The following is a 25,631-nucleotide window of genomic DNA, read 5'->3' as shown; positions in this document are numbered from 1 at the left end:
CTTACTGGCACCCCCCTCATAGATTAGAAGAATAACTCCTTAATCAATGCCGTTAAGAAAATATTTGCAAGTGCAATTGGCAATAATACTTTCCAGCCAAACTCCATTAACTGGTCACCTCTTATACGTGGAAACGTAACGCGGAACCAAATTAATAGAAAGACTACACTGCTAAACTTTAAAGCAAACCATACGGCACCTGGGATGAATCCAAGGAACATAACTGGATTCCATCCGCCTAAAAAGAGCACAGTAATTAAAGATGCCATCCCGAAGAAATATACGTACTCTGAAAGCATGAAAAACGCCCAGCGAAACCCTGAGTATTCCGTATGATATCCAGAAACAAGCTCCGACTCGGCCTCTGGTAAATCAAACGGCGTCCTATTTAACTCTGCTACCGCTGCGATTAAAAACACGACGAAACCGATTGGTTGCACGAAAATGTACCAAACATTTTCCTGCGCTGCTACGATTTCATTTAAATTTAGGCTACCAGCTAACAAAACGATCCCGATTACACTCATTACGAGCGGAATTTCATAAGAAATCATTTGCGCCGCTGCACGCATCCCCCCTAAAAGGGAATATTTATTATTCGATGCCCATCCTCCAGTTACGACGCCAATCGTCGTAATGCCAGAAACAGCAATGTAATACAGTAAGCCTACGCCAATATCTGCGAACTGAAATTTATCAGTAAACGGGATGACTGCAAGCACCATAAATGCTGGTGCGAATGCAATGACAGGTGCTAATATAAACAACGGTTTATCTGCCGCCTTCGGAATACTATCTTCTTTCAATAATAGTTTTAAAACATCGGCTACCGTTTGCAGCAGACCAAACCGGCCGCCAACTTGGTTTGGCCCAATCCGCCCTTGCATAAAACCCATCACTTTCCGTTCTGCCAAAATACCATATGTAACGAAGCCAAGGACTACAAATAATAGGAGCACCGCTAATCCGAAAAAAATGAAGAAATTCGTCCAGCTAGAAGGTGATTGTAAGAGCGTTTCAATCATTAGCCATCAACCTCCCCAAGTACAATATCCACTCCACCTAAAATCGTAATTAAATTGGCGATGTTTTCACCTTTCAATAACTTCGGTAAAATTTGCAAATTGTAAAAAGACGGTCTGCGAAACTTCAAGCGGTACGGCTCTTTCTTTCCGTCACTAGCAATATAGCAACCAATCTCTCCTCGCGGCGACTCTATACGGACGAATGCTTCCCCTTTAGGAGCCTTAATAATCTTCGGTACTTTCGCAAGTACTGCTCCTTCTTTCGGGAATTGCTGCACGACTTGCTCGACAATTTTTAACGACTCCTCAATTTCCTTCATGCGACAAACATAGCGATCCCAAGCATCCCCCACGCTTCCAACAGGAATATCAAAGTCAAACCGATCATAAATGGAGTACGGTTCATCCTTGCGAAGATCCCAGTTTACTCCGGTGCACCGCAAATTCGCTCCGCTTAAAGAATACGAAATCGCTTCTTCTTCGCTATATATACCAACGCCTTTTACACGATTTAAGAAAATCTCATTGCCACTAACGAGATCATGGTAACCCGCCAATTGCTCTCTCATATACGGAACAAATTCTTCCACTTTTTCAATCCAACCGTCCGGCGCATCCCACTTTACACCGCCGACTCTCATATAGTTAAAAGTAAGCCTGGCACCGCATAATTCGTTTAATAAATTAATAATCATCTCTCGCTCACGGAACGCGTATAAAAACGGGCTGACCGCTCCTATATCGAGAAGATTTGTCCCCCACCAAACGAGATGACTCGCAATCCTTCCAAGTTCCATTGCAAGTACTCGCAAGTATTCAGCTCGCTCTGGGATTTCAAGCCCCATCATCGTCTCTACAGCGTGGCAAATGACGTAATTATTCGTCATAGCCGATAAATAGTCCATCCGATCTGTATAAGGGATAATTTGCGTATACTGTAAGCTCTCTGCAATCTTTTCGGTCCCGCGATGCAAATATCCAATAACCGGTGTAGCTTCTTTAATAATTTCCCCGTCAATTTTAATAACAAGCCTGAACACACCGTGTGTACTCGGATGCTGAGGACCTACATTCAAAAGCATTTCTTCCGTACGGATCATTTAGCTACACCTCCACATCATACGGTTCATAATCTTTTCTAAGCGGATGTCCTATCCAATCATCGGGCATTAAAATACGCGATAAATTCGGATGTCCCTTAAATACAATGCCGAGCAAATCATACGCTTCCCGCTCTGGCCAGTCTGCCCCTTTCCAAAGCGCTGTCACCGATTCTACTTGCGGCGCTTCCCTATCCAGCTTCACCTTTACCGCTACTGACTGTTTCTTTCCATATGAAAATAAATGAACATACACTTCCATATGTGTCACAAAATCCGTCGCATGTAACTCTGACATATAATCAAATGCAAGTTCCTCATGGGATCGCAGTAACTCCATTACTTCATAATATTTTGAGGGCTCCACTACAAGAGTTGGTACATCTTTGGAAAGTTTATTAATGTAGCAATCTACTAAAGCATCCTCTCCTACTTTTCCTTTAATAACTTCAACATACTGATTTAAATACGGTTGATTCACAGATGGATCTTCCTGCTTCGCTTCCTCTTCCTTCTTACCTTCAGCACCCTTCGTCTTCGCCCTTGCAGCCGCTGCTGCTTTTGCCTTCGCCTTTTCATCTCCCGAATCCCCATCACCTTGCGAAGCTTTCTGCTTTGCTAGCGCCGCTGCTTTTGCCTTTGCGGCCGCCACAGCCTTCGCTTTCGCCTTGGCCTTTTCTTCTTCCGTCACTTCTTCTGTTCCTTCTCTTTTTTGCTTCGCTAACGCCGCTGCTTTCGCTTTTGCGGCTGCTGCTGCCTTCGCCTTCGCTTTGGCCCTTTCCTCTTCCGTCACTTCTTCTGTTCCTTCTCTTTTTTGCTTCGCTAACGCCGCCGCTTTCGCTTTTGCGGCCGCTGCTGCCTTCGCCTTTGCTTTGGCCTTTTCTTCTTCTGTTACTTCTTCCATTCCTTCTCTTTTTTGTTTTGCTAGCGCCGCCGCTTTCGCTTTTGCGGCCGCTGCTGCCTTCGCCTTTGCTTTGGCCTTTTCTTCTTCCGTTACCTCTTCTGTTTCTTCCCTTTTTTGCTTCGCTAACGCCGCTGCTTTCGCTTTTGCGGCCGCTGCTGCACGACGTTTCGCTTCTTCCAAATTCATTCCATCATTTTTTGGTAGCGCTTTCTCTTTTTCTTGATTTTCTTCTTCAAGTTTACTTATTTCTACATCATGTTTCGCAACGAGACGCTTTCTCGCCTCTTCTTTCGCACGCCTAGCCGCTTCTCTTTTCAAATCCTCTAAATCTTTGTTTGGATCACTCATTTATTCGTCACCTGCTTCCCAGTCTTTGCCTCGTAACGAATTTTTTCTTTTAATTTATTAATGCCATAAATTAAAGCAGCGGGATTTGGTGGGCAACCAGGGATATACACGTCAACTGGTACAATTTGATCTACACCTTTTACAACAGCATATGAATTTACATACGGGCCCCCTGCTGTCGCACAAGATCCCATTGCAATAACCCATTTTGGTTCAGGCATTTGATCATATAAGCGCCGAACAATAGGAGCCATCTTCTTCGTTACCGTTCCCGATACAATCATAACGTCCGATTGCCTTGGTGAAGTCCGAAAAAATGACCCAAATCGATCTAAATCATAATGTGATGAACCTACTCCCATCATTTCAATTGCGCAACATGCCAGTCCGAATGTCATTGGCCATAAAGAATTACTTCGCGCCCATCCCTTCAACTGTTCCAATGTAGAAAAAAAGATATTTCGTTCTAATTCCGCTCGCTCATTTGGATGTAATTCCTCAAAATTTATAACCATTGTAACACCTTCTTTTTCCAAGCATACGCTAACCCAACTAGCAACATTACAACAAAGATGAGCATTTCAATCAATGCAAATAAACCGAGCTTGTCATATGCAACAGCCCATGGATATAAAAATAAAGTTTCTACATCAAAGATGACAAACAATAAAGCAAAAATATAGTAACGAGCATGAAACCGAATATTTGCATCATGAAAAGGCTCAATCCCACTCTCATACGTCGTCGCTTTCGCTGCACTTGGTTTATTTGGGCGCAGCATCCTTCCTAATGTAAGAGCCACTACCGGAAGCAATATGCCTAATAGCAAGAAAATCAAAACGATCATATAACTATTTTCATATACACTTGCCATTGTGAAACCCTCCCCCCTAAATTAAGAACAAGTTCACTTAGTAAACAATATGTCCTAGTTGCAGTAATTATTATTTTTAAATTTTTCTAAATAATGCAACTATTTTAATCATTATAGCAAACTTCAAATTCCTATGTCGATATGTTGGGGACAGAAACGAGAATTATTAAAATCTATTTTTATAACTGGCTATACCTGTGCAAAATAAGTATAGAAACTATAAAAAATAAAAAGAGGAATTTATATGTATATACCGTGGGTGAGATAAATGAAAAAACAAACACATGTAAGCATTCTTATAAGCATTATATTGTTATCTATAATGATTCATTACGTGACAATGCCTTTTCTATATGAATACTCATTTCCTTTTCAAATATTAATTGGTATGAGTACATTATTCATTGATATTATCGCTTGTAGTTATATACTTTATTTTTCAAACTTGAAAGAAGGGTTACCTCGTTTATTTTGGACCATTTTATGTGTTGGAACCCTCTCTTATTTCATTGGTGATATCGTAGTTGCCTATCAACGTTTAATTTTAAAGGACTACTATACATTCGTTGATCCGTCTGATTTTTTTTATCTATTTTTTTTAATTAGCTTTGCATTTGCCTTTCTATATGAAATCATTTATAACCGAGATTTATTAGAAAAGCTTTTTATGATATGTGATATTTGCATTATTGTTACAGCACAGTTCACTTTAAGTTACTACTTACTTATTGAACGAACCATTCACGTTTCTTCAACATCCTATATCGACATATTTGTTCAACTTACCTATCCAATGACCGATTTACTCTTTTTTCTCATAGGAATTAACCTTTTATTCAAACCACTTTCCTTATTACCGAAAAAAGTTGGTGCGCTCCTTGGTAGTGCTTTAATTTTGTATGCGACTACAGATGCGATTTATGCTTATATCAAATACTTCACACCCGAATATTCTATGTTTACAATTACTCCTCTCTATCAAGTAACTTTAGTGCTAGTAGCAATCGCCTGTATTCTTCATACAAAAGAACCTGAAAGACAAGAACAAGTGCTATTAACACCTAAACTTGGGGAATCGATCAGGTTATCATTACCTTATATTTCTGTCGTAATGCTTATTGTTTTCATATTAGTCGAATATGTTTTCGCGCCTATTGTAGTAATTGGGCTTATGATAACTTTCTCCTTCGTTCTCATACGCCATAGTTTAGTTCGAAAACAAAATAAAATATTATTATTAGCCCAAATGCAATTCAACTCAGAACTCGAAAAACAAATTGAACTGCGTACAGAAGATTTAGTAGAACAAAAAAATGAACTATATCATAACCAACAAATGTTTAAATCTTTATACGAGCATCATCCAGACCCAATCTTCACATTAGATTTATACGGTAATTTTCTTAAAGTGAATAACGCTGGTACGACTTTACTCGGTTATCAAACGAATGAATTATTAAATCAGCCTTACTATTCACTTACGTATGAAGAAGATTTGGAAGAAATCATTAATGCCTTTCATCGCGTAAAAAAGGGGAAATCTATTTCTTTAGAAATACGGGCATATCATAAAAATAGAGATATTTACTACTTGCATGTGACAGCTGTTCCTATCTTTTTAAAGGATCATATTTCTGGAGTGTATTTAATGATTAAAGATATTACGGAAAGCAAACAACAACAAGAACAAATTAACTTTCTAGCATATCATGATACACTAACAGAGCTTGCAAATCGACGTGCATTTCATCAATATGTAGAACAAGCAATTGCGCGATCCAAAATATCAAAAATGCCTTTTGCTGTTATGTTTCTTGACCTAGATCGCTTTAAAGTTATTAACGATACCCTCGGTCATAGGGTAGGAGACCTTCTATTAATTGCAGTAGCAAAAAGACTCGAAAGTATAGCGACACCAAATATGAAGCTTGCCCGATTAGCTGGAGATGAGTTCACAATCCTTATCGAAAATTATAAAAAGAGGCCAGATGTAAAAAAAATAGCTGATACAATTGTAGCAGCCATGAACGAACCATTCGAAATTGAAAATCAACATTTACAAATCTCACCGAGCATCGGGATAGCCATATACCCTGAAGCAGGTGAAGATCCATTATCGATTTTACAGCATGCTGATATGGCCATGTACGAAGCAAAAAATAAAGGGAAAAATGGTAGCTCTCTGTACACGAAAGAGTTGTATAAAAAAATGGAACGAAAAGCTCGAATTGAAAAAGATTTACCACTCGCTTTAGTAAACGAAGAATTTTATCTCGTCTATCAACCACAAATTGATATTACTACGAAAAAGATCATTGGTGCCGAAGCATTATTACGCTGGAAACACCCACTGCTAGGTGACATTCCGCCATGTGAGTTCATTCCAATTGTAGAGGAAACTCCCCAAGTCATTCCACTTGGTCATTGGGTATTAAATGAATCTTGTCGTCAGCTAAAAATATGGCATACTTTTGGCTACAAAGATTTAAAAATAAGTGTTAACTTATCAGCTAAAGAGTTCCAGCAAAATAATTTAATCGAGAACATTTTACAAATAATAACAGACGTTAAAGTCGATCCAAAAGATGTAACACTTGAATTAACAGAACGAATTGCAATGATCGATGAAAAGGAAACGTTATCCAAGCTAAAACAATTAAAGGAATATGGTATTCAAACGTCCATTGATGACTTCGGAACCGGCTATTCTTCTCTTGCTTATTTATCCATTTTCCCTATTGATACATTAAAAGTACCGAGAGAATTTACACAACTCGCCGATCATCGCCCTGAAGAAAGGGCCATCGTTTCCACTATCCTTTCTCTTGCAAATACGTTAAACCTATCTGTCGTTGCTGAAGGAATTGAAACAGAAAAACAACTTAAGTTTCTACAAAAGAATAACTGTAAATATATGCAAGGTTACTATTTCAGTAAACCACTTACTAGTCATCAATTTATAAAATTTCTACAAAAAACCCCCAGTATGAATCAATAACTCATACTGGGGGGTTATAAAACGAATCATCAATGTGGGATGCCCCACTTTATAGTGTCGGAATTGTTTTCTCGTAATATTCCTCTGCAATCTCTTCATAAAAGGCTGCTGACGTCGTATAAAAATATGGAATTAGCCATAAGAATCCAATCCCGAGTGTAATACAACTTAATATAAACCAACCAATAAAGCTCAAACATAAAATGAAATACTCCATCTTATGCCCATCCATCATACGACGGCTTTCTGTAATCGCTTGATTTATAGAATACTCAGGGTGATCATTTATTATAAAGTACGTCATCGCATAAGAAAATGATTTAATAATGCCTGGAATAATAAACAGTAACGTCCATAAGAAAAGATAAAGATTTACTAATAAATATAATAAAAATGACTTTAAAAATCTCTTTCCCTCTGAAAACCAAATGAACACATTACCGATACTAGCTTGCTTTTCACGAAGGATATTTAAAGCAAGATAATATCCACCTAAAGTTAAAGGCCCAGTAACAAAAAATGTAATGATATTTATTGAAATTGAATTTTTCGTTTCTTTCCAATCAAAAATTGAAGAAAATACCCACTCAATACTAAAACTAAAGGTCGTAAGAAGAATCGAAATCAGTAATGTTGCCCCGACAGCTAAGCCCCATTTCCCTTCTAATGAATCCAGTGCTTCTCCTTTTAAATCACTAATCATGTTTAGCCTCGCCTCCTATACACAATAATTCTATTAGTATAGCATACTCCTACTGCAATTCACCCTTTGAAATGTAGCGATAAAAATGCGCTGTCGTTGTACTCACATACGGACTAAGCCATAGAAAACCTATTCCAAGTGTAAAAATCGCTAAAATAGCCCACCCTATAAAGCTTAACCATAAAAGAAATAGATCTAATTTGTGCCCCTTCATCAGATTCTTACTTTCTTTCATTGCTTGCGAAACACTATACTCTGGATTTTCAACCATAACATAGTACGTCATTGCATAAGAAAAGTACATCACAATCATCCCAACGATTGAAATAGCTAATAGTACAAAGAAAGCAATAGCAAACGACGTATTTCCTTCTTCACCCAAAAATGCAAATAAGGCTACTAGCAACATCGGAATCCATGTACCTGTATATAATAAAATCGCAAGCATTGCCCACATTGTTTTCATCATTCTTTTAAAGCCACGAAATCCTTCGAATAAGTGATCTACTTTAGCACCTTCTCGTTTACTAATCTGTAAAAATACATTTGTATAACCGTATGATGTAATCCCATACGATGCGTTACTCAAAATTATCATAATGCAATAAAAAATCCCGAATGTAACACCTGCTCCGATTGACATTGTTTCCTCTTCAAGTGAACCTGTTAAACCAGCAAATGAGAAAAATATAATAATTCCTGGAATTAAAATTATAAGCATTGCAGCCATTGAAACAACATAACTTAAAATAAAATATAAAATCGTTGATCCAACACCTAGTCCCCATTTTCCTTTTAAAGAGTGCAATGCTTCTCGTTTCATTTCACCGATCATTTCTTCATCCCCTTTATAAATTGTTGTACATTCTCTACTTATACGAGCACTGATGTAATTATACCATTTTTGTAAAATTATCCATAAAATCCATAAAAAAAATTCGTAAAGGCAAAGCCTTTACGAATTTTTTATTTCATATCGGAAACGTTTAAACGGTTCACAGCACGTTGTAATGCCATTTCTGCACGTTTAAAGTCAACATGTGCTTGTTTATCTTGCAAACGTTGCTCCGCACGACGCTTCGCTTCATTTGCACGATGGATATCGATATGGTTTGCTTCTTCAGCAGATGATGATAATACAGTTACTTTATCTGGACGAACTTCGATAAAGCCACCACTTACTGCTACATAATCAGTGTGTCCACCATTTTTCAGACGAACTGCACTAATTTTTAATGGTGCAACAGTTGGAATGTGACCTGGTAAAATCCCCATTTCCCCACTCTCTGCTTTTACACTTACCATTTCTACTTCTTTTTCGTAAACCGGTCCATCAGGAGTTACAATACTGACTGGAAATGTCTTCATACTTCGTCCCTCCTAAGGCCTTACGCCATCATTTTCTTCGCGTTTTCAATAACTTCTTCAATGCCACCAACTAAGCGGAATGCATCTTCTGGAAGGTCATCATATTTTCCTTCTAGAATTTCTTTGAAACCACGAACTGTGTCTTTTACAGGTACGTAAGAACCTTTTTGACCTGTAAACTGCTCCGCTACGTGGAAGTTTTGAGATAAGAAGAATTGAATACGACGAGCACGATGTACAACTAACTTATCTTCTTCAGATAACTCATCCATACCTAAGATAGCAATGATATCTTGAAGCTCTTTGTAACGTTGTAAAGTTTGCTGTACTTGACGAGCCACTTCATAATGCTCTTCTCCTACGATTTCTGGAGAAAGTGCACGAGATGTAGATGCTAATGGATCTACGGCTGGGTAAATACCCATTTGTGTTAAACGACGCTCTAAGTTTGTTGTTGCATCTAAGTGAGCGAACGTTGTAGCTGGTGCTGGGTCAGTATAGTCATCGGCTGGTACATATACCGCTTGGATAGACGTGATAGACCCTTTATTTGTAGATGTAATACGCTCTTGTAATTGACCCATTTCTGTTGCAAGTGTTGGTTGGTAACCTACCGCAGATGGCATACGGCCAAGAAGGGCAGATACTTCAGAACCTGCTTGCGTGAAACGGAAGATATTATCGATGAACAGAAGTACGTCTTGTCCTTGCTCATCACGGAAATATTCAGCCATTGTTAAGCCTGTTAATGCAACACGTTGACGTGCTCCAGGTGGCTCGTTCATTTGTCCGAATACCATCGCAGTTTTCTTAATTACGCCAGAATCGCTCATTTCGTGGTATAAGTCATTACCCTCACGAGTACGCTCACCTACACCAGCGAATACAGAGATACCACCGTGCTCTTGTGCGATATTGTTGATTAACTCCTGAATTAATACTGTTTTACCTACACCGGCACCACCGAATAGACCGATCTTACCACCCTTAATGTAAGGAGCAAGTAAGTCTACTACTTTAATACCAGTTTCAAGAATTTCTACTTTAGTAGATAATTCTTCGAATGCAGGTGCTTGACGGTGAATTGGATCACGGCGTACATCCGAAGGAACCTCACCATCTAAGTCAATAGCATCACCTAATACGTTAAATACGCGACCAAGTGTTGCATCACCAACTGGTACAGAGATTGCTTTACCAGTATCTTCTACTTCTGTGCCACGAACAAGTCCATCTGTGGAAGACATCGCAACTGTACGAACTGTATCATCACCTAAATGAAGTGCAACTTCAAATGTTAAGTTAAGTTCACCGTTTTCGTTGCTCTGTTTTACCGTAAGGGCGTTGTAGATTTCTGGTAGCTTTCCGCCATCAAACTTAACGTCTACAACCGGACCCATGATTTGCGTAACGCGCCCTTTATTCATCGGGTTCCCTCCTAGCTTTCTTTTAATTAGCCAACTTTCTACGAGCAGCTAGCTTTTAATTTTTTATTGGTTTATAAGCTTACGCGGCTCTTTTGAATGAGCCGCTTCCGCTTTTTATTGAATCTAGTTCCAGCGGCTAGAACAATCGGTCATTTCGCGCCTTCCTACGAGGCAAAAAACGCCTCTTTGTCAGGAGCTCCAATGCCCTCCTGTTCTGGACGAGCCGCTTCCACTTTTTATTGAATCTAGCTCCGGCGGTTAGAATGTTCGGTGGCTTCGCTTTTTCCTGCGAGGCACAAATCGCCTCTACGTCAAAAGCTCCATCCCCCTCTCATTCTGAACGAACCGCCTACGCTTTTTATTACTATTCTAACGCTGCTGCTCCACCAACGATTTCCGTAATTTCTTGCGTAATCGCTGCCTGACGCGCACGGTTGAATGAAAGTGTAAGTGAATCGATAACTTCCATTGCGTTGTCTGTAGCACTCTTCATTGCTGTCATACGCGCTGCGTGTTCACTTGCTTTACCGTCTAGTAATGCACCGTACACTAAGCTTTCTGCGTATTGTGGCAATAGTACTTTTAAAATTTCTTCTTCAGAAGGTTCGAATTCATAAGCTGTCGTCGGTTTATCAGACGCCACATCAGTAAGCGGTAAAATTTTATTTTCCGTTACTTCTTGTGAAATTTTACTTACGTAATGGTTGTAGTAAATATACAGCTCATCATAAGCACCATCTGCGAACATCGCAATTGCTCGCGAAGCAAGGTCTTTAATATCAGTAAATGATGGGTGGTCAGATAATCCAACTACTTCATCAATGATGTTAAAACCGCGACGTTTTAAATAATCACGTCCTAGTCGTCCAAGCACAATAATTGAATATTGGTTTGAATCCATATTATGACGTTCACGAATTACGTTACTTACTGTACGTAATACGTTACTGTTATAACCACCTGCTAGTCCGCGATCAGATGTAATAACGATGTATCCTGTACGCTTTACAGGACGCGCATTTAGCATTGGATGATTAATTCCTTTACTTCCTTGCGCAATGCTCGCTACTACTTCTTGAATCTTTTCCATATACGGAACGAAAGATTTAGCATTTTGCTCTGCACGGTTTAACTTAGATGCAGATACCATCTCCATCGCTTTCGTAATTTGACTCGTTTTCTTTGTCGAGTTAATCTTCGCTTTTATATCGCGTAAAGATGCCACAGGTTTTCACCACCTTTTTTCCGGAAGTTGGCACGATTAGTAAGAATTCTCTTCCTAATCTACGTTGCAAGATATTCTTGCTCATGATTGAAGGAAAAGAATAGGTGCACCTACTCTTTTCCTTTACATAACCGTCAGCAATCTCAGAAATTGAGATGCCTTATATATTATCTAGCTCCAGCGGCTTGAATGCTCGGTGGCTTCACTTCTTCCTACGAGGCAAAAACCGCCTCTTCGTCAGAAGCTCCATCCCCCTCACATTCAGGACGAGCCGCTTCCGCTTTTATTACTCAGAAGCTACGAATACTTTTTTAAATCCGTTAATTGCTGCTGCAAATTTGTCGTCATCCGCAAGTTTCTTAGTTGTGCGGATTTCTTCTAATAAGTCAGTCGCATTAGAATCTAACCAAGCATGGAATTCTTCTTCGAAACGAGTGATATCTACTACTGGGATATCATCTAGGAATCCACGTGTTAAAGCGTAAAGAATGATAACTTGTTTCTCTACACGTAACGGTTTGTGTAATCCTTGTTTTAATACCTCAACAGTACGAGCACCACGGTTTAGTTTCGCTTGAGTTGCTTTATCTAGGTCAGAACCGAACTGAGCGAACGCTTCTAACTCACGGTAAGATGCAAGGTCAAGACGAAGTGTACCTGATACTTTACTCATTGCTTTAATCTGAGCAGATCCACCTACACGAGATACAGAAGTACCCGCATCGATCGCTGGACGTACGCCAGAGAAGAATAGGTCAGATTGTAAGAAGATTTGTCCATCCGTAATTGAGATTACGTTTGTTGGGATGTAAGCTGATACGTCCCCTGCTTGTGTTTCGATGAAAGGTAGTGCAGTTAAAGAACCGCCTCCTTTTGCATCACTTAATTTTGCTGCACGCTCTAATAAGCGAGAATGTAAGTAGAATACATCCCCTGGGTAAGCTTCACGACCTGGAGGACGACGTAATAGTAATGACAGCTCACGGTAAGCTGCTGCTTGTTTTGATAAGTCATCATATACTACTAATACGTGTTTACCATTGTACATGAACTCTTCACCCATTGTTACACCAGCGTAAGGAGCTAGGTATAATAATGGAGCTGGTTGAGAAGCAGATGCAGTTACAACGATTGTGTACTCTAATGCACCATGCTTACGTAGTGTTTCTACTACGTTACGTACAGTTGATTCTTTTTGTCCGATAGCTACGTAAATACAAATCATATCTTCATCTTTTTGGTTAATGATTGTATCTAGTGCAACTGCTGTTTTACCTGTTTGACGGTCACCGATGATTAACTCACGTTGACCACGGCCAATTGGTACAAGAGCGTCAATCGCTTTAATACCTGTTTGAAGTGGCTCATGAACAGATTTACGATCCATTACACCTGGTGCTGGACTTTCGATTGGACGAGTGTTTGTTGTATTGATTGGGCCTAAACCATCAACTGGTTGACCTAATGGGTTTACAACACGACCAATTAGTTCTTTTCCTACTGGTACTTGCATGATGCGACCAGTACGACGAACTTCGTCACCTTCACGGATTTCTGTGTAAGGTCCTAAAATGATAATACCTACGTTGTTTTCCTCTAAATTTTGTGCTAGTCCCATAACGCCGTTAGAGAACTCTACAAGTTCACCAGCCATAACGTTATCAAGACCATGAGCACGCGCGATACCGTCACCAACTTGGATAACTGTACCAACATCACTAACTTCGATTTCAGACTGATAGTTCTCGATTTGTTGCTTTATCAGTGCGCTAATTTCTTCAGCTCTGATGCTCATGTGCTTCACCCCTATCTATTCTTCATTAATTCACGCTGAATACGTGCTAATTTTCCTTGTAAACTTCCGTCATAAATGCGATTTCCAATACGTACTTTAATGCCGCCTAGTAAATCTTCATCTACAACATTTTTTACGCGAATTGCATCTTTTCCTGTTCTCTTTGCAAATGCTTCTGCAATGTTAAGCTTCTCTTCTTCCGATAGAAGACGAGTAGAATATACAGTTGCGTCCGCTACGTTACGTTCTTCATTAGCAAGAACAACGTATTCATCTGCAATTTCAGGTAAGATATCAATGCGTTTGTTATCAATTAAAATATATAACGTATTTAAAATAGATTCAGAAACAGACCCGAATACGTTTGCAAGAAACGTTTTCTTTTGTTCCTTTGAAATGTTTGGTTGCGTTAAAAAGCTATGTAGTTCTCCGTTCTTTACATAAACGTTTTGTACAAGGCGTAATTCCTCTTCAAACATTTCTAATACGTGTTTTTCTTTAGCAATTTTAAAAAGAGCGACAGCATAACGTTTTGCTACAATCCCATTGCTCATCGCGCTTCTCCTACTTCTTTAATATAATCGCGAATTAACTTCACTTGATCTTCTTCTTTTAATTCTTTTTCAATTACTTTAGAAGCAATTTGAACAGATAAAGAAGCAACTTGTTCTTGTAAAGCAGCAATCGCTTGCTCTTTTTCGCGTTGAATTTCTTGTACAGCAGATGCTTTAATTGATTCTGCTTCTTCTTTCGCAACAGCAACAATAGCATCTTTTTGATCTACAGCTTGTTTTTTCGCTCTTTCGATTAACTCTTGTGCTTCAACACGTGATTGTTTTAACATTTCACGTTGTTCTTCTACTAACTTCTTCGCTTCAGCGTTACTTCTTTCTGCAGCGTCGATTTCATTAGTAACATGCTCTTCACGTTCTTTCATAATCCCCATTAAAGGACCCCACGCAAATTTGCGTAGCATTACTAATAGAAGTAAGAAAATGAACAATGTGTAAGCAATCGTTCCAAATGGAATGGCAGCTCCTAATAATAAAGTTGGCACAAGGATTCACTCCCTTCAAAATATCTAAATTGATCATATGAAAAAAAAAGACATACGTTTCGTTCATAAAGCAATGGCGAAGAAAGTTCGGAAAAACACTCTTCGCCATCTATGTAAGGGGAGTCTCCCTTATTTGTTCATTACGATGAATGCAATAACTACACCGATGATTGGAAGTGCCTCAACTAAAGCAACCCCGATGAACATAATTGTTTGAAGTGCGCCTTTTAATTCTGGTTGACGAGCAACACCTTCGATTGTACGTGATACGATAAGACCGTTACCAATACCTGCACCTAATGCTGATAAACCAATTGCAATTGCAGCTGCGATTACACCTAAACTCATTTAATTTGTCCTCCTTTGTATTATAAAAAAATAAATTTTTTCTTACTTAAATTATATTAATGGTCATGGCTTACTTTATGAGCCATATAAACCATCGTTAACATAACGAAAATAAATGCTTGGATTGATCCAACGAATACACTGAATCCCATCCATGCTAACATCGGTACAAGTGCACCTAATGCTCCAAGGAATGATGCTCCGCCCAACTTAGCAAGTAATCCTAATAAGATCTCACCTGCATAAATGTTACCGAATAAACGAAGACCTAACGTTAATGTGTTAGCAAACTCCTCAATAACCTTTAATGGGAATAAGAATTTCATAGGTTGGAAATAACCTTTTACGTATTCTTTCGTACCCTTCATCTTAATTCCATAATAATGGGTGAGGGTAACTACCATCACGGCTAATGTTAATGTAACTGCTGGATCAGACGTTGGTGATCTCCACCATGCAATATGTTCGCCAGCTTCAGTTGCTGAATACATGAATGGTAAACCAAGAAAGTTCGATACGATGATAAACATGATAAGCGTAACGCCAAGCGTTAAGAAACGTCCACCTGTTTTCCAGTCCATCGTACTATTGATAATCCCTTTCACGAAGTCAAACACCCATTCCATGAAGTTTTGCATTCCTGTTGGGCGAAGAGCTAAGCTGCGAGTTCCGATAACAGCGATTAAGAAAACAATAACTGCTGCTACAGTAACCATCATAACTGATGACAAATCGAACGTTAAACCTAGAAATTCAACTAATTTACCGTGTTCCACTAGTAATTCACCTCTCTTCCCTGCTCTTATACTCTAAATAAAGAAAATCTATGATCATGACAAGGTATCCTGTCAGCAATCCTACACCTAGGCCCCACATCGCAATTAACTCTTGATATTTGGCTGCAAATAAAATTAATAACCCAATCGTGGCGAATCTTGAATATGTACTTACCGCTGTCGCCTTAAACTTCACGTTTTCTCCATTTGTCACGCGATCCAACAGCTTGTCTGTTCTACGTGCAATGATGCGCAAACTAAGAAAACTGAAAATCGTCCCGATAATCAGTCCAAGAAATACATCCTTGTAAGAGGTGAATCCCCATCCTAGCACTAGAAGCGCAAGCAAGTAGTACATATATTTCTTTTGTCTTTGGACAAGTCCATGTACGTCTATCATCATTGCTCTCCCGAATAGTAATGTCGAATGAGTCGAATCATTGCGTATACCCCTGTTCCTAACCCGAGTAATAACCCTATTATAAGAAACAATGGAAACGTTCCAACCTTATTATCAATCCACTGCCCACCAAAGATTCCAACAAGAATAGAACCGACTAACTGAGCAAGAATACCTGACATTAAAGCATAAGCTTTTATATGGCTGCGATCGTTTTTTTGCAAGGATTCATCCCTCCAATATGTAACCCTCATTCACGATGTGTTAATAATAACTCATTTTTTTGCATAAATCCTATACAAAATAAAAAGTTTACATTTTCGTCACGGAATAGATGTATTTTTGTCACTGAAAGCCCTACCATCTATCCCCGTTGTTAGCATACAATAGGGTATTAACAGTGTCAACGAGAAATCGTAAAAAATCAAAAAATTTGAGTATTAGTCATTTCCTCCCAAAAATGAAAACGTTCCCCTTCTAAATACTGGTTAGGGATATGCAATTTCTAACAGTTTTCTCTTTATAATAGAAGGAAATGTTCACAAGTTTGTCACTATTATATTTTTACGATATAACGCTTTCCTTCCATAATATAGTGCTCTTTAGACGTAAGACTTCTATATTATATGTGATGCGTATGCAACTTATGTTGTATATACTATGTATATTTATCCCCCTCCCCTACCTCATCAAGATACAAAAAAAACGAGAGGGGAATCCCCTCTCGTCAGTTGTCTTACTTCGTTCCGAATAAACGGTCACCAGCATCACCAAGACCTGGTACTACATATCCGTGGTCATTTAATTTCTCATCTAATGCTGCTACATAAATATCAACATCAGGATGTTCTTCTTGTACTACTTTTACTCCTTCTGGAGCTGCAACGATACACATTAATTTAATTTGTTTTGCGCCGCGCTTTTTCAGAGAGTTAATTGCTTCAGCTGCAGAACCACCTGTTGCTAGCATCGGATCTAGTACGATAAAGTCACGCTCTTCTACATCCGTTGGAAGTTTCACATAGTATTCTACCGGTTGCAATGTTTTAGGGTCGCGGTATAAGCCAACGTGTCCTACTTTTGCTGCTGGAATTAATTTCAGAATTCCATCAACCATTCCTAAACCTGCACGTAAAATCGGAATTAAACCAAGTTTTTTACCAGCGATCACTTTTGTTGTCGCTTTGCTTACAGGAGTCTCAATTTCAATGTCTTTAAGTGGAAGGTCGCGAGTAATTTCAAAAGCCATTAAGCTTGCTACTTCGTCCACTAATTCACGAAAATCTTTCGTACCTGTATTCTTGTCGCGAATATATGTAATCTTATGTTGAATTAACGGGTGATCAAATACATACAGTTTTCCCATGTGAATCTCTCCTTTAGATGATATTCATGCGTTTGCACGCTTTTTTACACTATTTACGATTGTAAAGAAAACGCTACTAATATTCAAGGGCAAATTTGGAAAAGTCATGATTTCCGATGAATCTATCTAGTATCTTTACCAATTATGGGAGCTGTATCCTTCATTATATCGCCAAAATTTATTCATCATTTGTATACATACTTAAAGAACAATATATGTCCACAAAAAAGACTGCTAAAACAATTATGTCTCAGCAGCCTTCTTCAATCTATTATAGATCTGTGTACATTGGGAATTTGCTCGTTAACGCTTCTACACGCTTACGCGCTTCTTCTAATGCAGCTTCATTTTCATGATTTTTTAATGTGTAAGCAATAAGTGACGCAATTTCATCCATTTCTTCTAAACCGAAACCACGAGATGTTACAGCTGCTGTACCGATACGTACACCACTTGTTACAAATGGGCTTGCTGTTTCAAATGGAATTGTATTTTTGTTCACTGTAATACCAACTTCGTCTAATACGTGCTCTGCTACTTTACCTGTGATTTCTAAGTTACGAACATCAATTAGGATTAAGTGATTGTCTGTTCCACCCGAAACAAGTGTAAGTCCTTCTTTTTGAAGGCCTTCAGCTAAGCGGTTCGCATTGTTAATGATATTTTGTGCATATGTTTTGAAATCATCTTGAAGTGCCTCACCAAACGCAACAGCTTTTGCAGCGATTACGTGCATAAGTGGACCACCTTGAATACCAGGGAAGATTGATTTATCAATTTGTTTTGCAAATTGCTCTTCACATAAAATCATACCACCACGTGGACCACGTAATGTTTTATGTGTTGTTGTTGTAACGAAATGTGCATGTGGCACTGGATTTGGATGTAAACCAGCCGCTACTAAACCTGCGATATGTGCCATATCAACCATTAAGTATGCGCCCACTTCATCTGCAATCTCACGGAATAGTTTGAAATCGATAACACGAGGGTACGCACTTGCACCTGCAACGATTAATTTTGGTTTATGTTCTTTCGCTTTTGCTAATACATCATCGTAATTAATACGGTGAGATTCAGCATCCACGCCATATTCTACGAAATTATATTGTACTCCACTGAAGTTAACAGGGCTTCCGTGTGTTAAGTGACCACCATGAGATAAATTCATACCAAGTACTGTATCGCCTTGCTCTAAAATCGTGAAGTATACTGCCATGTTCGCTTGTGCACCAGAATGCGGTTGAACATTTACGTGCTCTGCGCCGAAAATTTCTTTTACGCGATCACGTGCGATATCTTCTACTACGTCTACATGCTCACAACCACCATAGTAACGTTTCCCAGGATATCCTTCAGCATACTTATTCGTTAAAACAGAACCTTGCGCCTCCATTACTGCTTCACTTACGAAGTTTTCCGAAGCAATTAACTCAATCTTCGAACGCTGTCTTCCTAGTTCTGCCTCAATTGCAGCAAATACCTTTTCATCTTGACGTTTTAAATGATCCACCAAAATCCCCCTTTTCTGAACGAATTACATCGATTCCCAACAGTTTTTTCTTATTTATTCAGAAAAAACGAAAATTCAGGTTGTAATTCTTTCGAACCTTCATGTTTTCAACTACATTCTAACATGACTTTCTATATCATAAAAGAAAAAAAAGACCGAAAATCGGTCTTTTCTTTCTTCTATAATAAAGTCAGACAACATACCTTATTCATAACTTTAACGGCAAGTGATAGTCTCTTCCTTCGCCGCATAAACAGCACGTGCTCCACCAATTAGCTTTCCACGTGTTGTTGCCATCGTTACATGTGCACTTCCAATTTCCTTCACACTAGTACGAACCGGAACAGCTACGTGCTTTAAATGCATACCGATAAATGTATCACCAATATCCATTCCCGCATCTGCTTTAATAAACTCAATTACTACCGGATCTTTCAAATTGTGATAAGCATATGTTGCTAATGCACCACCTGCTGATCTAACAGGCGTAACTGTTACAATTTCAAATTGATATTTCATCGCCAACTCTTTCTCAACTACTAAAGCACGGTTTAAATGCTCACAACATTGAAACGCCAACTCAATACCTGTTTGTTCTTGAAATTGTTTTAACTCAGAAAAAATCGCCTCTGCTACTTCCATCGTTCCTGATGTCCCAATTCTTTCTCCTAGCACTTCGCTCGTACTACACCCCACTACAAAAATTTGACCACTTTGTAATGAAGCTTGTTCTTGGAAATCAGAAAGCGAAATTTGTAGCTGTTCTCTTACCTTTACGATTTCTGTCATTACGCCTCTTCCTTTCACAGGTTGGTTCACCAAATTATATTTCCTACTGCTTCTAGTTAGAATCTATTACTTTGCTTCGTATGTTTTAATTTTTCCTACGCGGTTTTCGTGACGGCCGCCTTCAAATTCAGTTGTTAACCAAATTTTTGCGATGTCACGTGCTAGACCAGCACCAATTACACGCTCGCCCATTGCTAACATGTTTGTATCGTTATGCTCTCTCGTTGCTCTCGCACTGAAAGTATCATGAACTAACGCACAACGAATACCATTTACTTTGTTTGCAGCAATTGACATGCCGATGCCTGTCCCACAAACTAAAATACCACGATCTACTTCGCCATTTGCTACCATTTCCGCTGCTGGAAACGCAAAATCAGGGTAATCAACAGAACCAGCTTCACATTCACAACCTAAATCAATATATTCAATATTTAACTCTTCTAATAAACTTACAAGTTCTTTACGGATATTCATACCGCCGTGATCAGATGCTACTACTACTTTCATTTTTACCCCTCCAAAGTTTCAATCCATTATCTTCATTCTCACTTAATCCTTTAATGGGACGAAGTGATCTCCAATATCGTATTATACACGAAACATCAACCTTCTGAATGTTTTTTCAGTAAAGTTTGTACAAGTTTTTCCATCTCTTCTAATGTTTCTTTATAAATAGAGAGAGAGCCGCCGAACGGATCTGAAATATCCTTACTCATCCCCTCAGTTACTCCATATAATGTATCTACTTTCCCTTCAACACTTGGATAATGCCCAAGGATAATTTCCTTATGGTTTTCCGTCATTGTTACTACAATATCTGCCCAATCAATTAAGGCTTCGTTTACCTGCTGCGAAGCATGATCGATTGCAATTCCCTTTTCAGCTAAAGCTTCCTTTGCATGTACCGACGCATCACTTCCAGGATAGGCGAAAACACCAGCAGATTGCACTTCAAACTTACCTTCTCCATAATGGCGCAGTAACGCCTCAGCCATCGGACTACGGCATGTATTTCCAGTGCAAACAAATAATACTCGTTTCATCTAAACCCACCCCTTTTCTCTATTTCCTTCCTTTTATCATAGCGTACATTACAATAGAACAAAAGAAATGTGAATATACGAAAGGCACATTTCTCTTATATTTTTTCTAAGAAAAATGCGCCTTATCCACATATATGTGAAACCCTATTTCCAAGTGCCCAAAGTATTTTACCATATATAAGGAACAGACTACAAAACAAAATAAGGAATCCATTTCATACGAAACGGATTCCTTTCATGTGATAATTATTTCATTGTAACTTTCATTACTTCTGTTGAACCTTTTGTAGCAGTTACACCTACAGTTGTCTTAATAGACTCAGCTGCATCTGTGTTTGTAATAACGATTGGAGTAATTGTGCTTTTCGCTTTTTCACGAATTAATTCTAAGTCGAATGAGATTAATTTATCTCCAGCTTTTACAGCTTGTCCTTCAGAAACGTGAGCTTCAAAACCTTCGCCTTCCATTTTTACAGTTTCTAATCCAACGTGGATTAAAATTTCTGTACCGTTTTTCGCTTTAATTCCAATTGCATGTTTCGTGTGGAATAATTGTACGATTTCGCCATCAACTGGAGATACAACTACACCTTCAGTAGGATCGATTGCAACACCATCACCCATCATACGACCAGCGAATACTGGATCTGGTACTTCTTCAATATTTTTCACCGCTCCAGTTAATGGAGCTACGATTGTTTCTTCATTTGTTTTTGAACCAAGACCGAATAATTTTTTAAACATAGGATAGTCCTCCTTATAATTTACCTAAAAGTTTATAGGGCAATCTCTATTAAAGATCAGAATAAACGTAAGACCTCATACTTCGAATATTATACTGTAAAAACGCTTTCGAAATAAATTACGTCATTACTACTAGACTCTTATTGTAGCGTCTCACAAAATTCCAGTCAATTCTGATTGTCTGAATAACAATAAGAAGTTAACTTCTACTTATATTTTCTCTTTTTTTACCCAACTTGTCTAGAGGTCTTTACTACATTTTATTTTTTGTTGTTAATTTGTAAAATTTTTTTCAAACTTTTTTCGAAATCCACTTGACTAAAGTAAGTAACTATTTTATTATTACTTACGTAAGGTAAGTTAATAACTTTTAGGAGGTTTTCAAAAATGATGGATTTCGGTCTTCTTATTATTCGTCTTATTATAGGTATTACATTCATGGGTCATGGTGCTCAAAAATTATTTGGTTGGTTCGGCGGTTACGGTTTAAAAGGAACAGGTGGCTGGATGGAATCAATCGGTTTACGCCCTGGTGTATTTATGGCATTTATGGCTGGCGCAACTGAACTATTAGGTGGTTTCTTATTCGCATCAGGTATTTTCACTGCAATCGGTTCATTATTTATCGTTGGAACAATGTTAATGGCGATCTTCACTGTTCATGGAAAAAACGGTTACTGGGTAACTCAAAATGGATATGAATATAACTTAATGTTAATCGCTGTTGCTATCGGTGTAGCTTTAATCGGTCCTGGCGCATACGTTTTACTATAATTTTTATCTTGAATTCGAGATTATTTAGGTGGAACTTACTTCATTGTGGTTGAAGTAAGTTCTTTTTATGTAATAAAAATATTATTTTCAGCAGGAGTTTTCCACTAACATCTTGTAAACAAACAATAAGTCGTCATATTTAGAAAGGGGATTTCAATCATGTTATCCATTAATCCAAATGAACAATCGGAAAAAGAGAATTACAAATTACTTACAGGAAGTATTATTCCACGCCCTGTCGCATTCGTTACTTCTGTAACAAAAGACGGCGTATTAAATGGAGCACCATATAGTTATTTCAATATTGTTGCTGCTAATCCGCCACTTATCTCAGTTTCTGTACAACGAAAAGCTGGAGAAAGAAAAGACACTTCTCGAAACGCAATTGAAAAAGGAGAATTTGTCGTACATATCTCTGATGAATCATATGTAGCGGCAATTAACGAAACAGCAGCAAATCTCCCTCCAAATGAAAGTGAAATTGAATTAGCAAAATTAACACCCATTGAAAGTGATGTCATCTCCGTTCCAGGTGTAAAAGAAGCAAATATTCGAATGGAATGTGTACTAGAACGCGCAATCCCTCTTGGCGGAACAGAAGACTCACCAGCTTGCGATTTACTAATCGGACGCGTCGTTCGTTTCCACGTCGCAGAACACCTATACGAAAAAGGTCGCATTCACGCAGAAGGACTCAAACCAGTAAGCCGCCTAGCAGGACACAACTACGCAAAACTAGGAGAACAATTTGAATTAGTGAGGCCCATTTAAAGGTGGAAGCGACTCGTTCAGCTCTGACCAGCTAAGGTTCTTTCGTCCTAAAGGCGCTTTTTGCCTTTCGGGCGGAAGGTTCTTAGATGCGAAGAGCTAGTCGCTGGAACTGGATATCACCTAAAAGCGGAAGCGGCTCACTCAGAATCGCAGGGCATTGGAGCTCTCGACCTTGAAGCGTTCTTTGCTTCGAGCGAGAGAGCGAAATGACCGGAGATTCTAGCCGCTGGAGCTGGCTATGTTTAAAAGTGGAAGGGCCCGTTTAGCTCTGACCAGCTAAGGTTCTCTCGCACAAAAGGTGCTTTTTACCTTTCGTGCGGGAGGTTCTTAGATGCGAAGAGCTGGCCACTGGAGCTGGATAACACCTAAAAGCGGAAGCGGCTCGTTCAGAATGGGAGGAGGATGGAGCTTCTGACGTAGAGGCGCCTTTTGCCTCGTAGGAAGACGCGAAGCCACCGACCATTCTAGCCGCTGGAGCTGGATAACACCTAAAAGCGAAAACAGCTCATTCAGAATAGAAGTAACAATAATATAAAAGGGTGTACCAAATTAATTTGGTACACCCTTTTCATAGAAGAAGAAAAATAATTTTTCAGTATTGGTCATCGACCTCTTTTTCCATTATTGGTCATCGGTAAAAAGTAACAGTGTGATTGGTTATTGGATGATTGGTTGTCCTTTGGCCATCACAAATCTCATTTTTACAAAAGTGGTCTTCTTCTATGCCTTGAAGCGGAGTCTCACCACTTCAAGGTTTAAAAGTATTTTTCACCATCAAAGTCTAGTTCAATGGCGTAGTTTTTCGCATTAATTAAGTTAGATAACCTATTAGCTTGTCTCTCTAACTCTAAACCTTTTACACGATATACTTCAGGATCAAACATGGCTACTTTTACAAGCGATGATGTTTCACCGTAAGAATATACATGTTCTTCTTTCTTACTCACGCCAAACTCTTTACACTTTCGAGCTTTTGCACGTAACTGCGTTGCAAGTTCTATCGCTTCAACAATCGTTATATTCTCTCCGTTGAAATTCACTTCATTTCGGATATTTGCTTCATACATTAATTTATCTAAAAGACGAAAATCAGCGCGAACTTCATCTAGTTCCTGTTCAACTTGTACCAATGTACGCGTCTGTTTTGGAAGTGTATCACCTTTTTCAATTTCAACAAATCCAATTTGGTTCATCTCTTCTTCTAATTCATGTATTCTTTTCGATAATACACTTTTTAATTTTACAGCTTCTGCCAAAGAAATGTTAGACATAGTATCCCCCCTTATATCTCTTCTTTCTGCTCCTCTAAAGTAGGTACTTTCTCTTTTTTCGGTTTCCCAAGCTTAATTACGAAGAAGTAAAGGGAAAGCAATGTAATAAGAAAAACAATTAAAAACGGGTATGGAGAATAAAAAGCACGCGCTGCCTCCGTTTTCCCCGCAACAAACTTCAATGACTCAATATCTAAAAACTCAGCAAACATTTGTACACCGAGCATACTAAACCAAAATACAAAAAAACTAATAATAATACCAAAAACTTGCTTCAATCTCGTCATCCATCTCATCCTTTCTATATGTGGAATTTTTTAGCGTAATTAGTATAGTACAAACAAAACTATGCACAGAAAGGAACTATCCTATCATTCGCGAATTAATCTAATCCAACCTAAAATTGAAATTTGTAAAATAACACCCTCCCCCTTAAAATTATATAGGAAAAAGGAGATATAATCCAAATCCAACCAAAATGATACCACCTACTATCTCACCATATGTACCGAGCATACCTTTCGCATGCCTACCAATGAATAAACCAATCCACGCTAATAACATACTAACAAATCCAAAAAGTAATATCGTAATGATTGTCTGTGCCCCGTAAATACCAAGACTAAGACCTACTGAAAAACTGTCTATACTAACCCCAAATGCAAATACGAATAAACTAATTCCAATAGGGGCCGTTCGAGTCTCTTCATTCTCCAAGATAGATGAATATACAATATAAAATCCTAATCCGATTAATAAAATAGCACCTGCAAAATATGCAATGTCTCCATACTGCTCTGATAAAAAACGACCTAATACCATCCCTATAAATGGCATGATAATATGAAATATCCCTATCGTCACACCGATATACAGGATTTGTCTTATCTTTAAGGTCATCATTCCCATACCAAGACTTACCGAGAACGCATCCATCCCTAAGGCGAACGCCATAATTATTAAAGGTATTATCTGTTCAAACGTCATTCATGTCCCTCCTCGGACGTGC

30 protein-coding genes are annotated in these 25,631 nt (G+C 38.6%); 3 read left to right on the top strand and 27 right to left on the bottom strand.

What is annotated here, in order from left to right; all coding sequences use genetic code 11:
- Positions 1-23: 23 nt before the first annotated feature.
- The 5 genes from nuoH to nuoA are packed head-to-tail and all read right to left on the bottom strand — an operon-like array spanning position 24 to position 4,251.
- The gene (nuoH, locus tag QCI73_RS01065) at positions 24-1,025 is read right to left on the bottom strand and encodes an NADH-quinone oxidoreductase subunit NuoH (RefSeq protein WP_353822363.1); all 1,002 of its coding nucleotides are present in this window, start codon (positions 1,023-1,025) and stop codon (positions 24-26) included.
- A complete protein-coding gene (gene nuoD, locus QCI73_RS01060; RefSeq protein ID WP_353822362.1) occupies positions 1,025-2,125 on the bottom strand; it encodes an NADH-quinone oxidoreductase subunit NuoD in 1,101 nt (366 codons plus the stop codon). The genes nuoH and nuoD overlap by 1 nt, the downstream gene beginning before the upstream one ends.
- A 4-nt stretch (positions 2,126-2,129) precedes the next feature.
- Positions 2,130-3,377 (bottom strand): NADH-quinone oxidoreductase subunit C, encoded by a 1,248-nt coding sequence (locus QCI73_RS01055; RefSeq protein WP_353822361.1) that lies wholly within the window; start codon positions 3,375-3,377, stop codon positions 2,130-2,132.
- Positions 3,374-3,892 carry an NADH-quinone oxidoreductase subunit NuoB gene (gene nuoB, locus QCI73_RS01050; RefSeq protein ID WP_000236331.1) on the bottom strand — a complete coding sequence of 173 codons (519 nt, stop codon included), beginning with the start codon at positions 3,890-3,892 and terminating at the stop codon, positions 3,374-3,376. The genes QCI73_RS01055 and nuoB overlap by 4 nt, the downstream gene beginning before the upstream one ends.
- Positions 3,883-4,251, bottom strand: a complete 369-nt coding sequence (gene nuoA / locus QCI73_RS01045) for an NADH-quinone oxidoreductase subunit NuoA (RefSeq protein WP_000179273.1) — start codon at positions 4,249-4,251, stop codon at positions 3,883-3,885. The genes nuoB and nuoA overlap by 10 nt, the downstream gene beginning before the upstream one ends.
- Positions 4,252-4,519: 268 nt before the next feature.
- Here nuoA and QCI73_RS01040 point away from each other — a divergent pair, with 268 nt between their 5' ends.
- Positions 4,520-7,249, top strand: coding sequence for a putative bifunctional diguanylate cyclase/phosphodiesterase (locus QCI73_RS01040; protein WP_353822360.1), 2,730 nt, complete (start codon positions 4,520-4,522; stop codon positions 7,247-7,249).
- A 49-nt stretch (positions 7,250-7,298) separates the two neighbouring features.
- Here QCI73_RS01040 and QCI73_RS01035 read toward each other — a convergent pair whose 3' ends face one another.
- The 19 genes from QCI73_RS01035 to QCI73_RS00945 form a co-directional block, all read right to left on the bottom strand.
- Positions 7,299-7,952, bottom strand: coding sequence for a DUF975 family protein (locus QCI73_RS01035; protein WP_000622476.1), 654 nt, complete (start codon positions 7,950-7,952; stop codon positions 7,299-7,301).
- 49 nt (positions 7,953-8,001) lie between these two features.
- Positions 8,002-8,787, bottom strand: a complete 786-nt coding sequence (locus QCI73_RS01030; protein ID WP_262724291.1) for a DUF975 family protein — start codon at positions 8,785-8,787, stop codon at positions 8,002-8,004.
- Positions 8,788-8,918: 131 nt separating this feature from the next.
- A complete protein-coding gene (atpC, locus tag QCI73_RS01025; RefSeq protein WP_000847211.1) occupies positions 8,919-9,320 on the bottom strand; it encodes a F0F1 ATP synthase subunit epsilon in 402 nt (133 codons plus the stop codon).
- A gap of 20 nt (positions 9,321-9,340) precedes the next feature.
- Complete coding sequence (gene atpD, locus QCI73_RS01020) at positions 9,341-10,747, bottom strand: F0F1 ATP synthase subunit beta (protein WP_001032592.1); 1,407 nt, start codon at positions 10,745-10,747, stop codon at positions 9,341-9,343.
- Positions 10,748-11,111: 364 nt separating this feature from the next.
- A complete protein-coding gene (gene atpG, locus QCI73_RS01015; protein WP_000157696.1) occupies positions 11,112-11,972 on the bottom strand; it encodes a F0F1 ATP synthase subunit gamma in 861 nt (286 codons plus the stop codon).
- A gap of 286 nt (positions 11,973-12,258) precedes the next feature.
- Positions 12,259-13,767: a F0F1 ATP synthase subunit alpha gene (gene atpA, locus QCI73_RS01010; RefSeq protein ID WP_000027518.1), complete on the bottom strand. Its 1,509-nt coding sequence runs from the start codon at positions 13,765-13,767 to the stop codon at positions 12,259-12,261.
- An 11-nt stretch (positions 13,768-13,778) separates the two neighbouring features.
- Complete coding sequence (gene atpH, locus QCI73_RS01005; protein WP_000064683.1) at positions 13,779-14,321, bottom strand: F0F1 ATP synthase subunit delta; 543 nt, start codon at positions 14,319-14,321, stop codon at positions 13,779-13,781.
- Positions 14,318-14,824: a F0F1 ATP synthase subunit B gene (gene atpF / locus QCI73_RS01000; protein WP_353822359.1), complete on the bottom strand. Its 507-nt coding sequence runs from the start codon at positions 14,822-14,824 to the stop codon at positions 14,318-14,320. The genes atpH and atpF overlap by 4 nt, the downstream gene beginning before the upstream one ends.
- Before the next feature lie 129 nt (positions 14,825-14,953).
- Positions 14,954-15,172, bottom strand: coding sequence for a F0F1 ATP synthase subunit C (gene atpE / locus QCI73_RS00995; RefSeq protein ID WP_000052064.1), 219 nt, complete (start codon positions 15,170-15,172; stop codon positions 14,954-14,956).
- A 56-nt stretch (positions 15,173-15,228) separates the two neighbouring features.
- The gene (gene atpB, locus QCI73_RS00990) at positions 15,229-15,948 is read right to left on the bottom strand and encodes a F0F1 ATP synthase subunit A (protein WP_000399870.1); all 720 of its coding nucleotides are present in this window, start codon (positions 15,946-15,948) and stop codon (positions 15,229-15,231) included.
- Positions 15,949-15,955: 7 nt separating this feature from the next.
- Positions 15,956-16,348: an ATP synthase subunit I gene (locus tag QCI73_RS00985; RefSeq protein WP_000567600.1), complete on the bottom strand. Its 393-nt coding sequence runs from the start codon at positions 16,346-16,348 to the stop codon at positions 15,956-15,958.
- The gene (locus QCI73_RS00980; RefSeq protein ID WP_001171223.1) at positions 16,348-16,572 is read right to left on the bottom strand and encodes an AtpZ/AtpI family protein; all 225 of its coding nucleotides are present in this window, start codon (positions 16,570-16,572) and stop codon (positions 16,348-16,350) included. The genes QCI73_RS00985 and QCI73_RS00980 overlap by 1 nt, the downstream gene beginning before the upstream one ends.
- Positions 16,573-16,598: 26 nt before the next feature.
- Positions 16,599-16,712: a DUF4024 domain-containing protein gene (locus tag QCI73_RS00975; RefSeq protein ID WP_000232961.1), complete on the bottom strand. Its 114-nt coding sequence runs from the start codon at positions 16,710-16,712 to the stop codon at positions 16,599-16,601.
- A gap of 372 nt (positions 16,713-17,084) precedes the next feature.
- Complete coding sequence (gene upp, locus QCI73_RS00970; RefSeq protein ID WP_000517539.1) at positions 17,085-17,714, bottom strand: uracil phosphoribosyltransferase; 630 nt, start codon at positions 17,712-17,714, stop codon at positions 17,085-17,087.
- A gap of 271 nt (positions 17,715-17,985) precedes the next feature.
- The gene (glyA, locus tag QCI73_RS00965) at positions 17,986-19,227 is read right to left on the bottom strand and encodes a serine hydroxymethyltransferase (protein WP_353822358.1); all 1,242 of its coding nucleotides are present in this window, start codon (positions 19,225-19,227) and stop codon (positions 17,986-17,988) included.
- Between the two features lie 216 nt (positions 19,228-19,443).
- The gene (locus tag QCI73_RS00960) at positions 19,444-20,016 is read right to left on the bottom strand and encodes a TIGR01440 family protein (protein WP_000136362.1); all 573 of its coding nucleotides are present in this window, start codon (positions 20,014-20,016) and stop codon (positions 19,444-19,446) included.
- 66 nt (positions 20,017-20,082) lie between these two features.
- Positions 20,083-20,526 (bottom strand): ribose 5-phosphate isomerase B, encoded by a 444-nt coding sequence (gene rpiB / locus QCI73_RS00955; protein WP_000869919.1) that lies wholly within the window; start codon positions 20,524-20,526, stop codon positions 20,083-20,085.
- A 95-nt stretch (positions 20,527-20,621) separates the two neighbouring features.
- Positions 20,622-21,062, bottom strand: coding sequence for a low molecular weight protein arginine phosphatase (locus QCI73_RS00950; protein WP_000832384.1), 441 nt, complete (start codon positions 21,060-21,062; stop codon positions 20,622-20,624).
- Between the two features lie 246 nt (positions 21,063-21,308).
- Positions 21,309-21,806 (bottom strand): PTS sugar transporter subunit IIA, encoded by a 498-nt coding sequence (locus tag QCI73_RS00945; RefSeq protein WP_000473666.1) that lies wholly within the window; start codon positions 21,804-21,806, stop codon positions 21,309-21,311.
- A gap of 387 nt (positions 21,807-22,193) precedes the next feature.
- Between QCI73_RS00945 and QCI73_RS00940 the strand changes: the two genes are divergently transcribed.
- Positions 22,194-22,580, top strand: a complete 387-nt coding sequence (locus tag QCI73_RS00940) for a DoxX family protein (protein ID WP_000968618.1) — start codon at positions 22,194-22,196, stop codon at positions 22,578-22,580.
- Positions 22,581-22,739: 159 nt separating this feature from the next.
- Complete coding sequence (locus QCI73_RS00935) at positions 22,740-23,351, top strand: flavin reductase family protein (protein ID WP_000949039.1); 612 nt, start codon at positions 22,740-22,742, stop codon at positions 23,349-23,351.
- Between the two features lie 755 nt (positions 23,352-24,106).
- On the opposite strand, the gene QCI73_RS00930 is transcribed toward QCI73_RS00935, so the two are convergent.
- The 3 genes from QCI73_RS00930 to QCI73_RS00920 form a co-directional block, all read right to left on the bottom strand.
- Positions 24,107-24,622 (bottom strand): hypothetical protein, encoded by a 516-nt coding sequence (locus QCI73_RS00930; RefSeq protein ID WP_000065590.1) that lies wholly within the window; start codon positions 24,620-24,622, stop codon positions 24,107-24,109.
- 11 nt (positions 24,623-24,633) lie between these two features.
- Complete coding sequence (locus tag QCI73_RS00925; protein WP_000197474.1) at positions 24,634-24,909, bottom strand: DUF3935 domain-containing protein; 276 nt, start codon at positions 24,907-24,909, stop codon at positions 24,634-24,636.
- Positions 24,910-25,060: 151 nt separating this feature from the next.
- Positions 25,061-25,609 carry a manganese efflux pump MntP gene (locus QCI73_RS00920; protein WP_353822357.1) on the bottom strand — a complete coding sequence of 183 codons (549 nt, stop codon included), beginning with the start codon at positions 25,607-25,609 and terminating at the stop codon, positions 25,061-25,063.
- Between the last annotated feature and the right edge of the window lie 22 nt (positions 25,610-25,631).

Source organism: Bacillus cereus group sp. MG16 (assembly GCF_040459875.1).
Taxonomy (GTDB): Bacteria; Bacillota; Bacilli; order Bacillales; family Bacillaceae_G; genus Bacillus_A; species Bacillus_A paranthracis.
The sequence above is the reverse complement of the archived record's forward strand: the minus strand, read 5'-3'. Positions and strand labels throughout refer to the sequence as shown.

Coding starts and splice junctions, on each gene's coding strand:
- upp (WP_000517539.1), bottom strand. CDS start 17,714: ATGGGAAAACTGTATGTATTTGATCACCCGTTAATTCAACATAAGATT.
- QCI73_RS00940 (WP_000968618.1), top strand. CDS start 22,194: ATGATGGATTTCGGTCTTCTTATTATTCGTCTTATTATAGGTATTACA.
- nuoB (WP_000236331.1), bottom strand. CDS start 3,892: ATGGTTATAAATTTTGAGGAATTACATCCAAATGAGCGAGCGGAATTA.
- QCI73_RS00920 (WP_353822357.1), bottom strand. CDS start 25,609: ATGACGTTTGAACAGATAATACCTTTAATAATTATGGCGTTCGCCTTA.
- QCI73_RS00930 (WP_000065590.1), bottom strand. CDS start 24,622: ATGTCTAACATTTCTTTGGCAGAAGCTGTAAAATTAAAAAGTGTATTA.
- rpiB (WP_000869919.1), bottom strand. CDS start 20,526: ATGAAAGTAGTAGTAGCATCTGATCACGGCGGTATGAATATCCGTAAA.
- nuoA (WP_000179273.1), bottom strand. CDS start 4,251: ATGGCAAGTGTATATGAAAATAGTTATATGATCGTTTTGATTTTCTTG.
- QCI73_RS00985 (WP_000567600.1), bottom strand. CDS start 16,348: ATGATAGACGTACATGGACTTGTCCAAAGACAAAAGAAATATATGTAC.
- QCI73_RS00945 (WP_000473666.1), bottom strand. CDS start 21,806: ATGTTTAAAAAATTATTCGGTCTTGGTTCAAAAACAAATGAAGAAACA.
- nuoH (WP_353822363.1), bottom strand. CDS start 1,025: ATGATTGAAACGCTCTTACAATCACCTTCTAGCTGGACGAATTTCTTC.
- QCI73_RS00935 (WP_000949039.1), top strand. CDS start 22,740: ATGTTATCCATTAATCCAAATGAACAATCGGAAAAAGAGAATTACAAA.
- QCI73_RS00950 (WP_000832384.1), bottom strand. CDS start 21,062: ATGAAACGAGTATTATTTGTTTGCACTGGAAATACATGCCGTAGTCCG.
- atpH (WP_000064683.1), bottom strand. CDS start 14,321: ATGAGCAATGGGATTGTAGCAAAACGTTATGCTGTCGCTCTTTTTAAA.
- QCI73_RS01055 (WP_353822361.1), bottom strand. CDS start 3,377: ATGAGTGATCCAAACAAAGATTTAGAGGATTTGAAAAGAGAAGCGGCT.
- atpE (WP_000052064.1), bottom strand. CDS start 15,172: ATGAGTTTAGGTGTAATCGCAGCTGCAATTGCAATTGGTTTATCAGCA.
- atpA (WP_000027518.1), bottom strand. CDS start 13,767: ATGAGCATCAGAGCTGAAGAAATTAGCGCACTGATAAAGCAACAAATC.
- atpD (WP_001032592.1), bottom strand. CDS start 10,747: ATGAATAAAGGGCGCGTTACGCAAATCATGGGTCCGGTTGTAGACGTT.
- QCI73_RS00960 (WP_000136362.1), bottom strand. CDS start 20,016: ATGACAGAAATCGTAAAGGTAAGAGAACAGCTACAAATTTCGCTTTCT.
- nuoD (WP_353822362.1), bottom strand. CDS start 2,125: ATGATCCGTACGGAAGAAATGCTTTTGAATGTAGGTCCTCAGCATCCG.
- QCI73_RS00975 (WP_000232961.1), bottom strand. CDS start 16,712: ATGGTAGGGCTTTCAGTGACAAAAATACATCTATTCCGTGACGAAAAT.
- QCI73_RS01030 (WP_262724291.1), bottom strand. CDS start 8,787: ATGATCGGTGAAATGAAACGAGAAGCATTGCACTCTTTAAAAGGAAAA.
- atpC (WP_000847211.1), bottom strand. CDS start 9,320: ATGAAGACATTTCCAGTCAGTATTGTAACTCCTGATGGACCGGTTTAC.
- QCI73_RS01035 (WP_000622476.1), bottom strand. CDS start 7,952: ATGATTAGTGATTTAAAAGGAGAAGCACTGGATTCATTAGAAGGGAAA.
- QCI73_RS00925 (WP_000197474.1), bottom strand. CDS start 24,909: ATGACGAGATTGAAGCAAGTTTTTGGTATTATTATTAGTTTTTTTGTA.
- QCI73_RS01040 (WP_353822360.1), top strand. CDS start 4,520: ATGAAAAAACAAACACATGTAAGCATTCTTATAAGCATTATATTGTTA.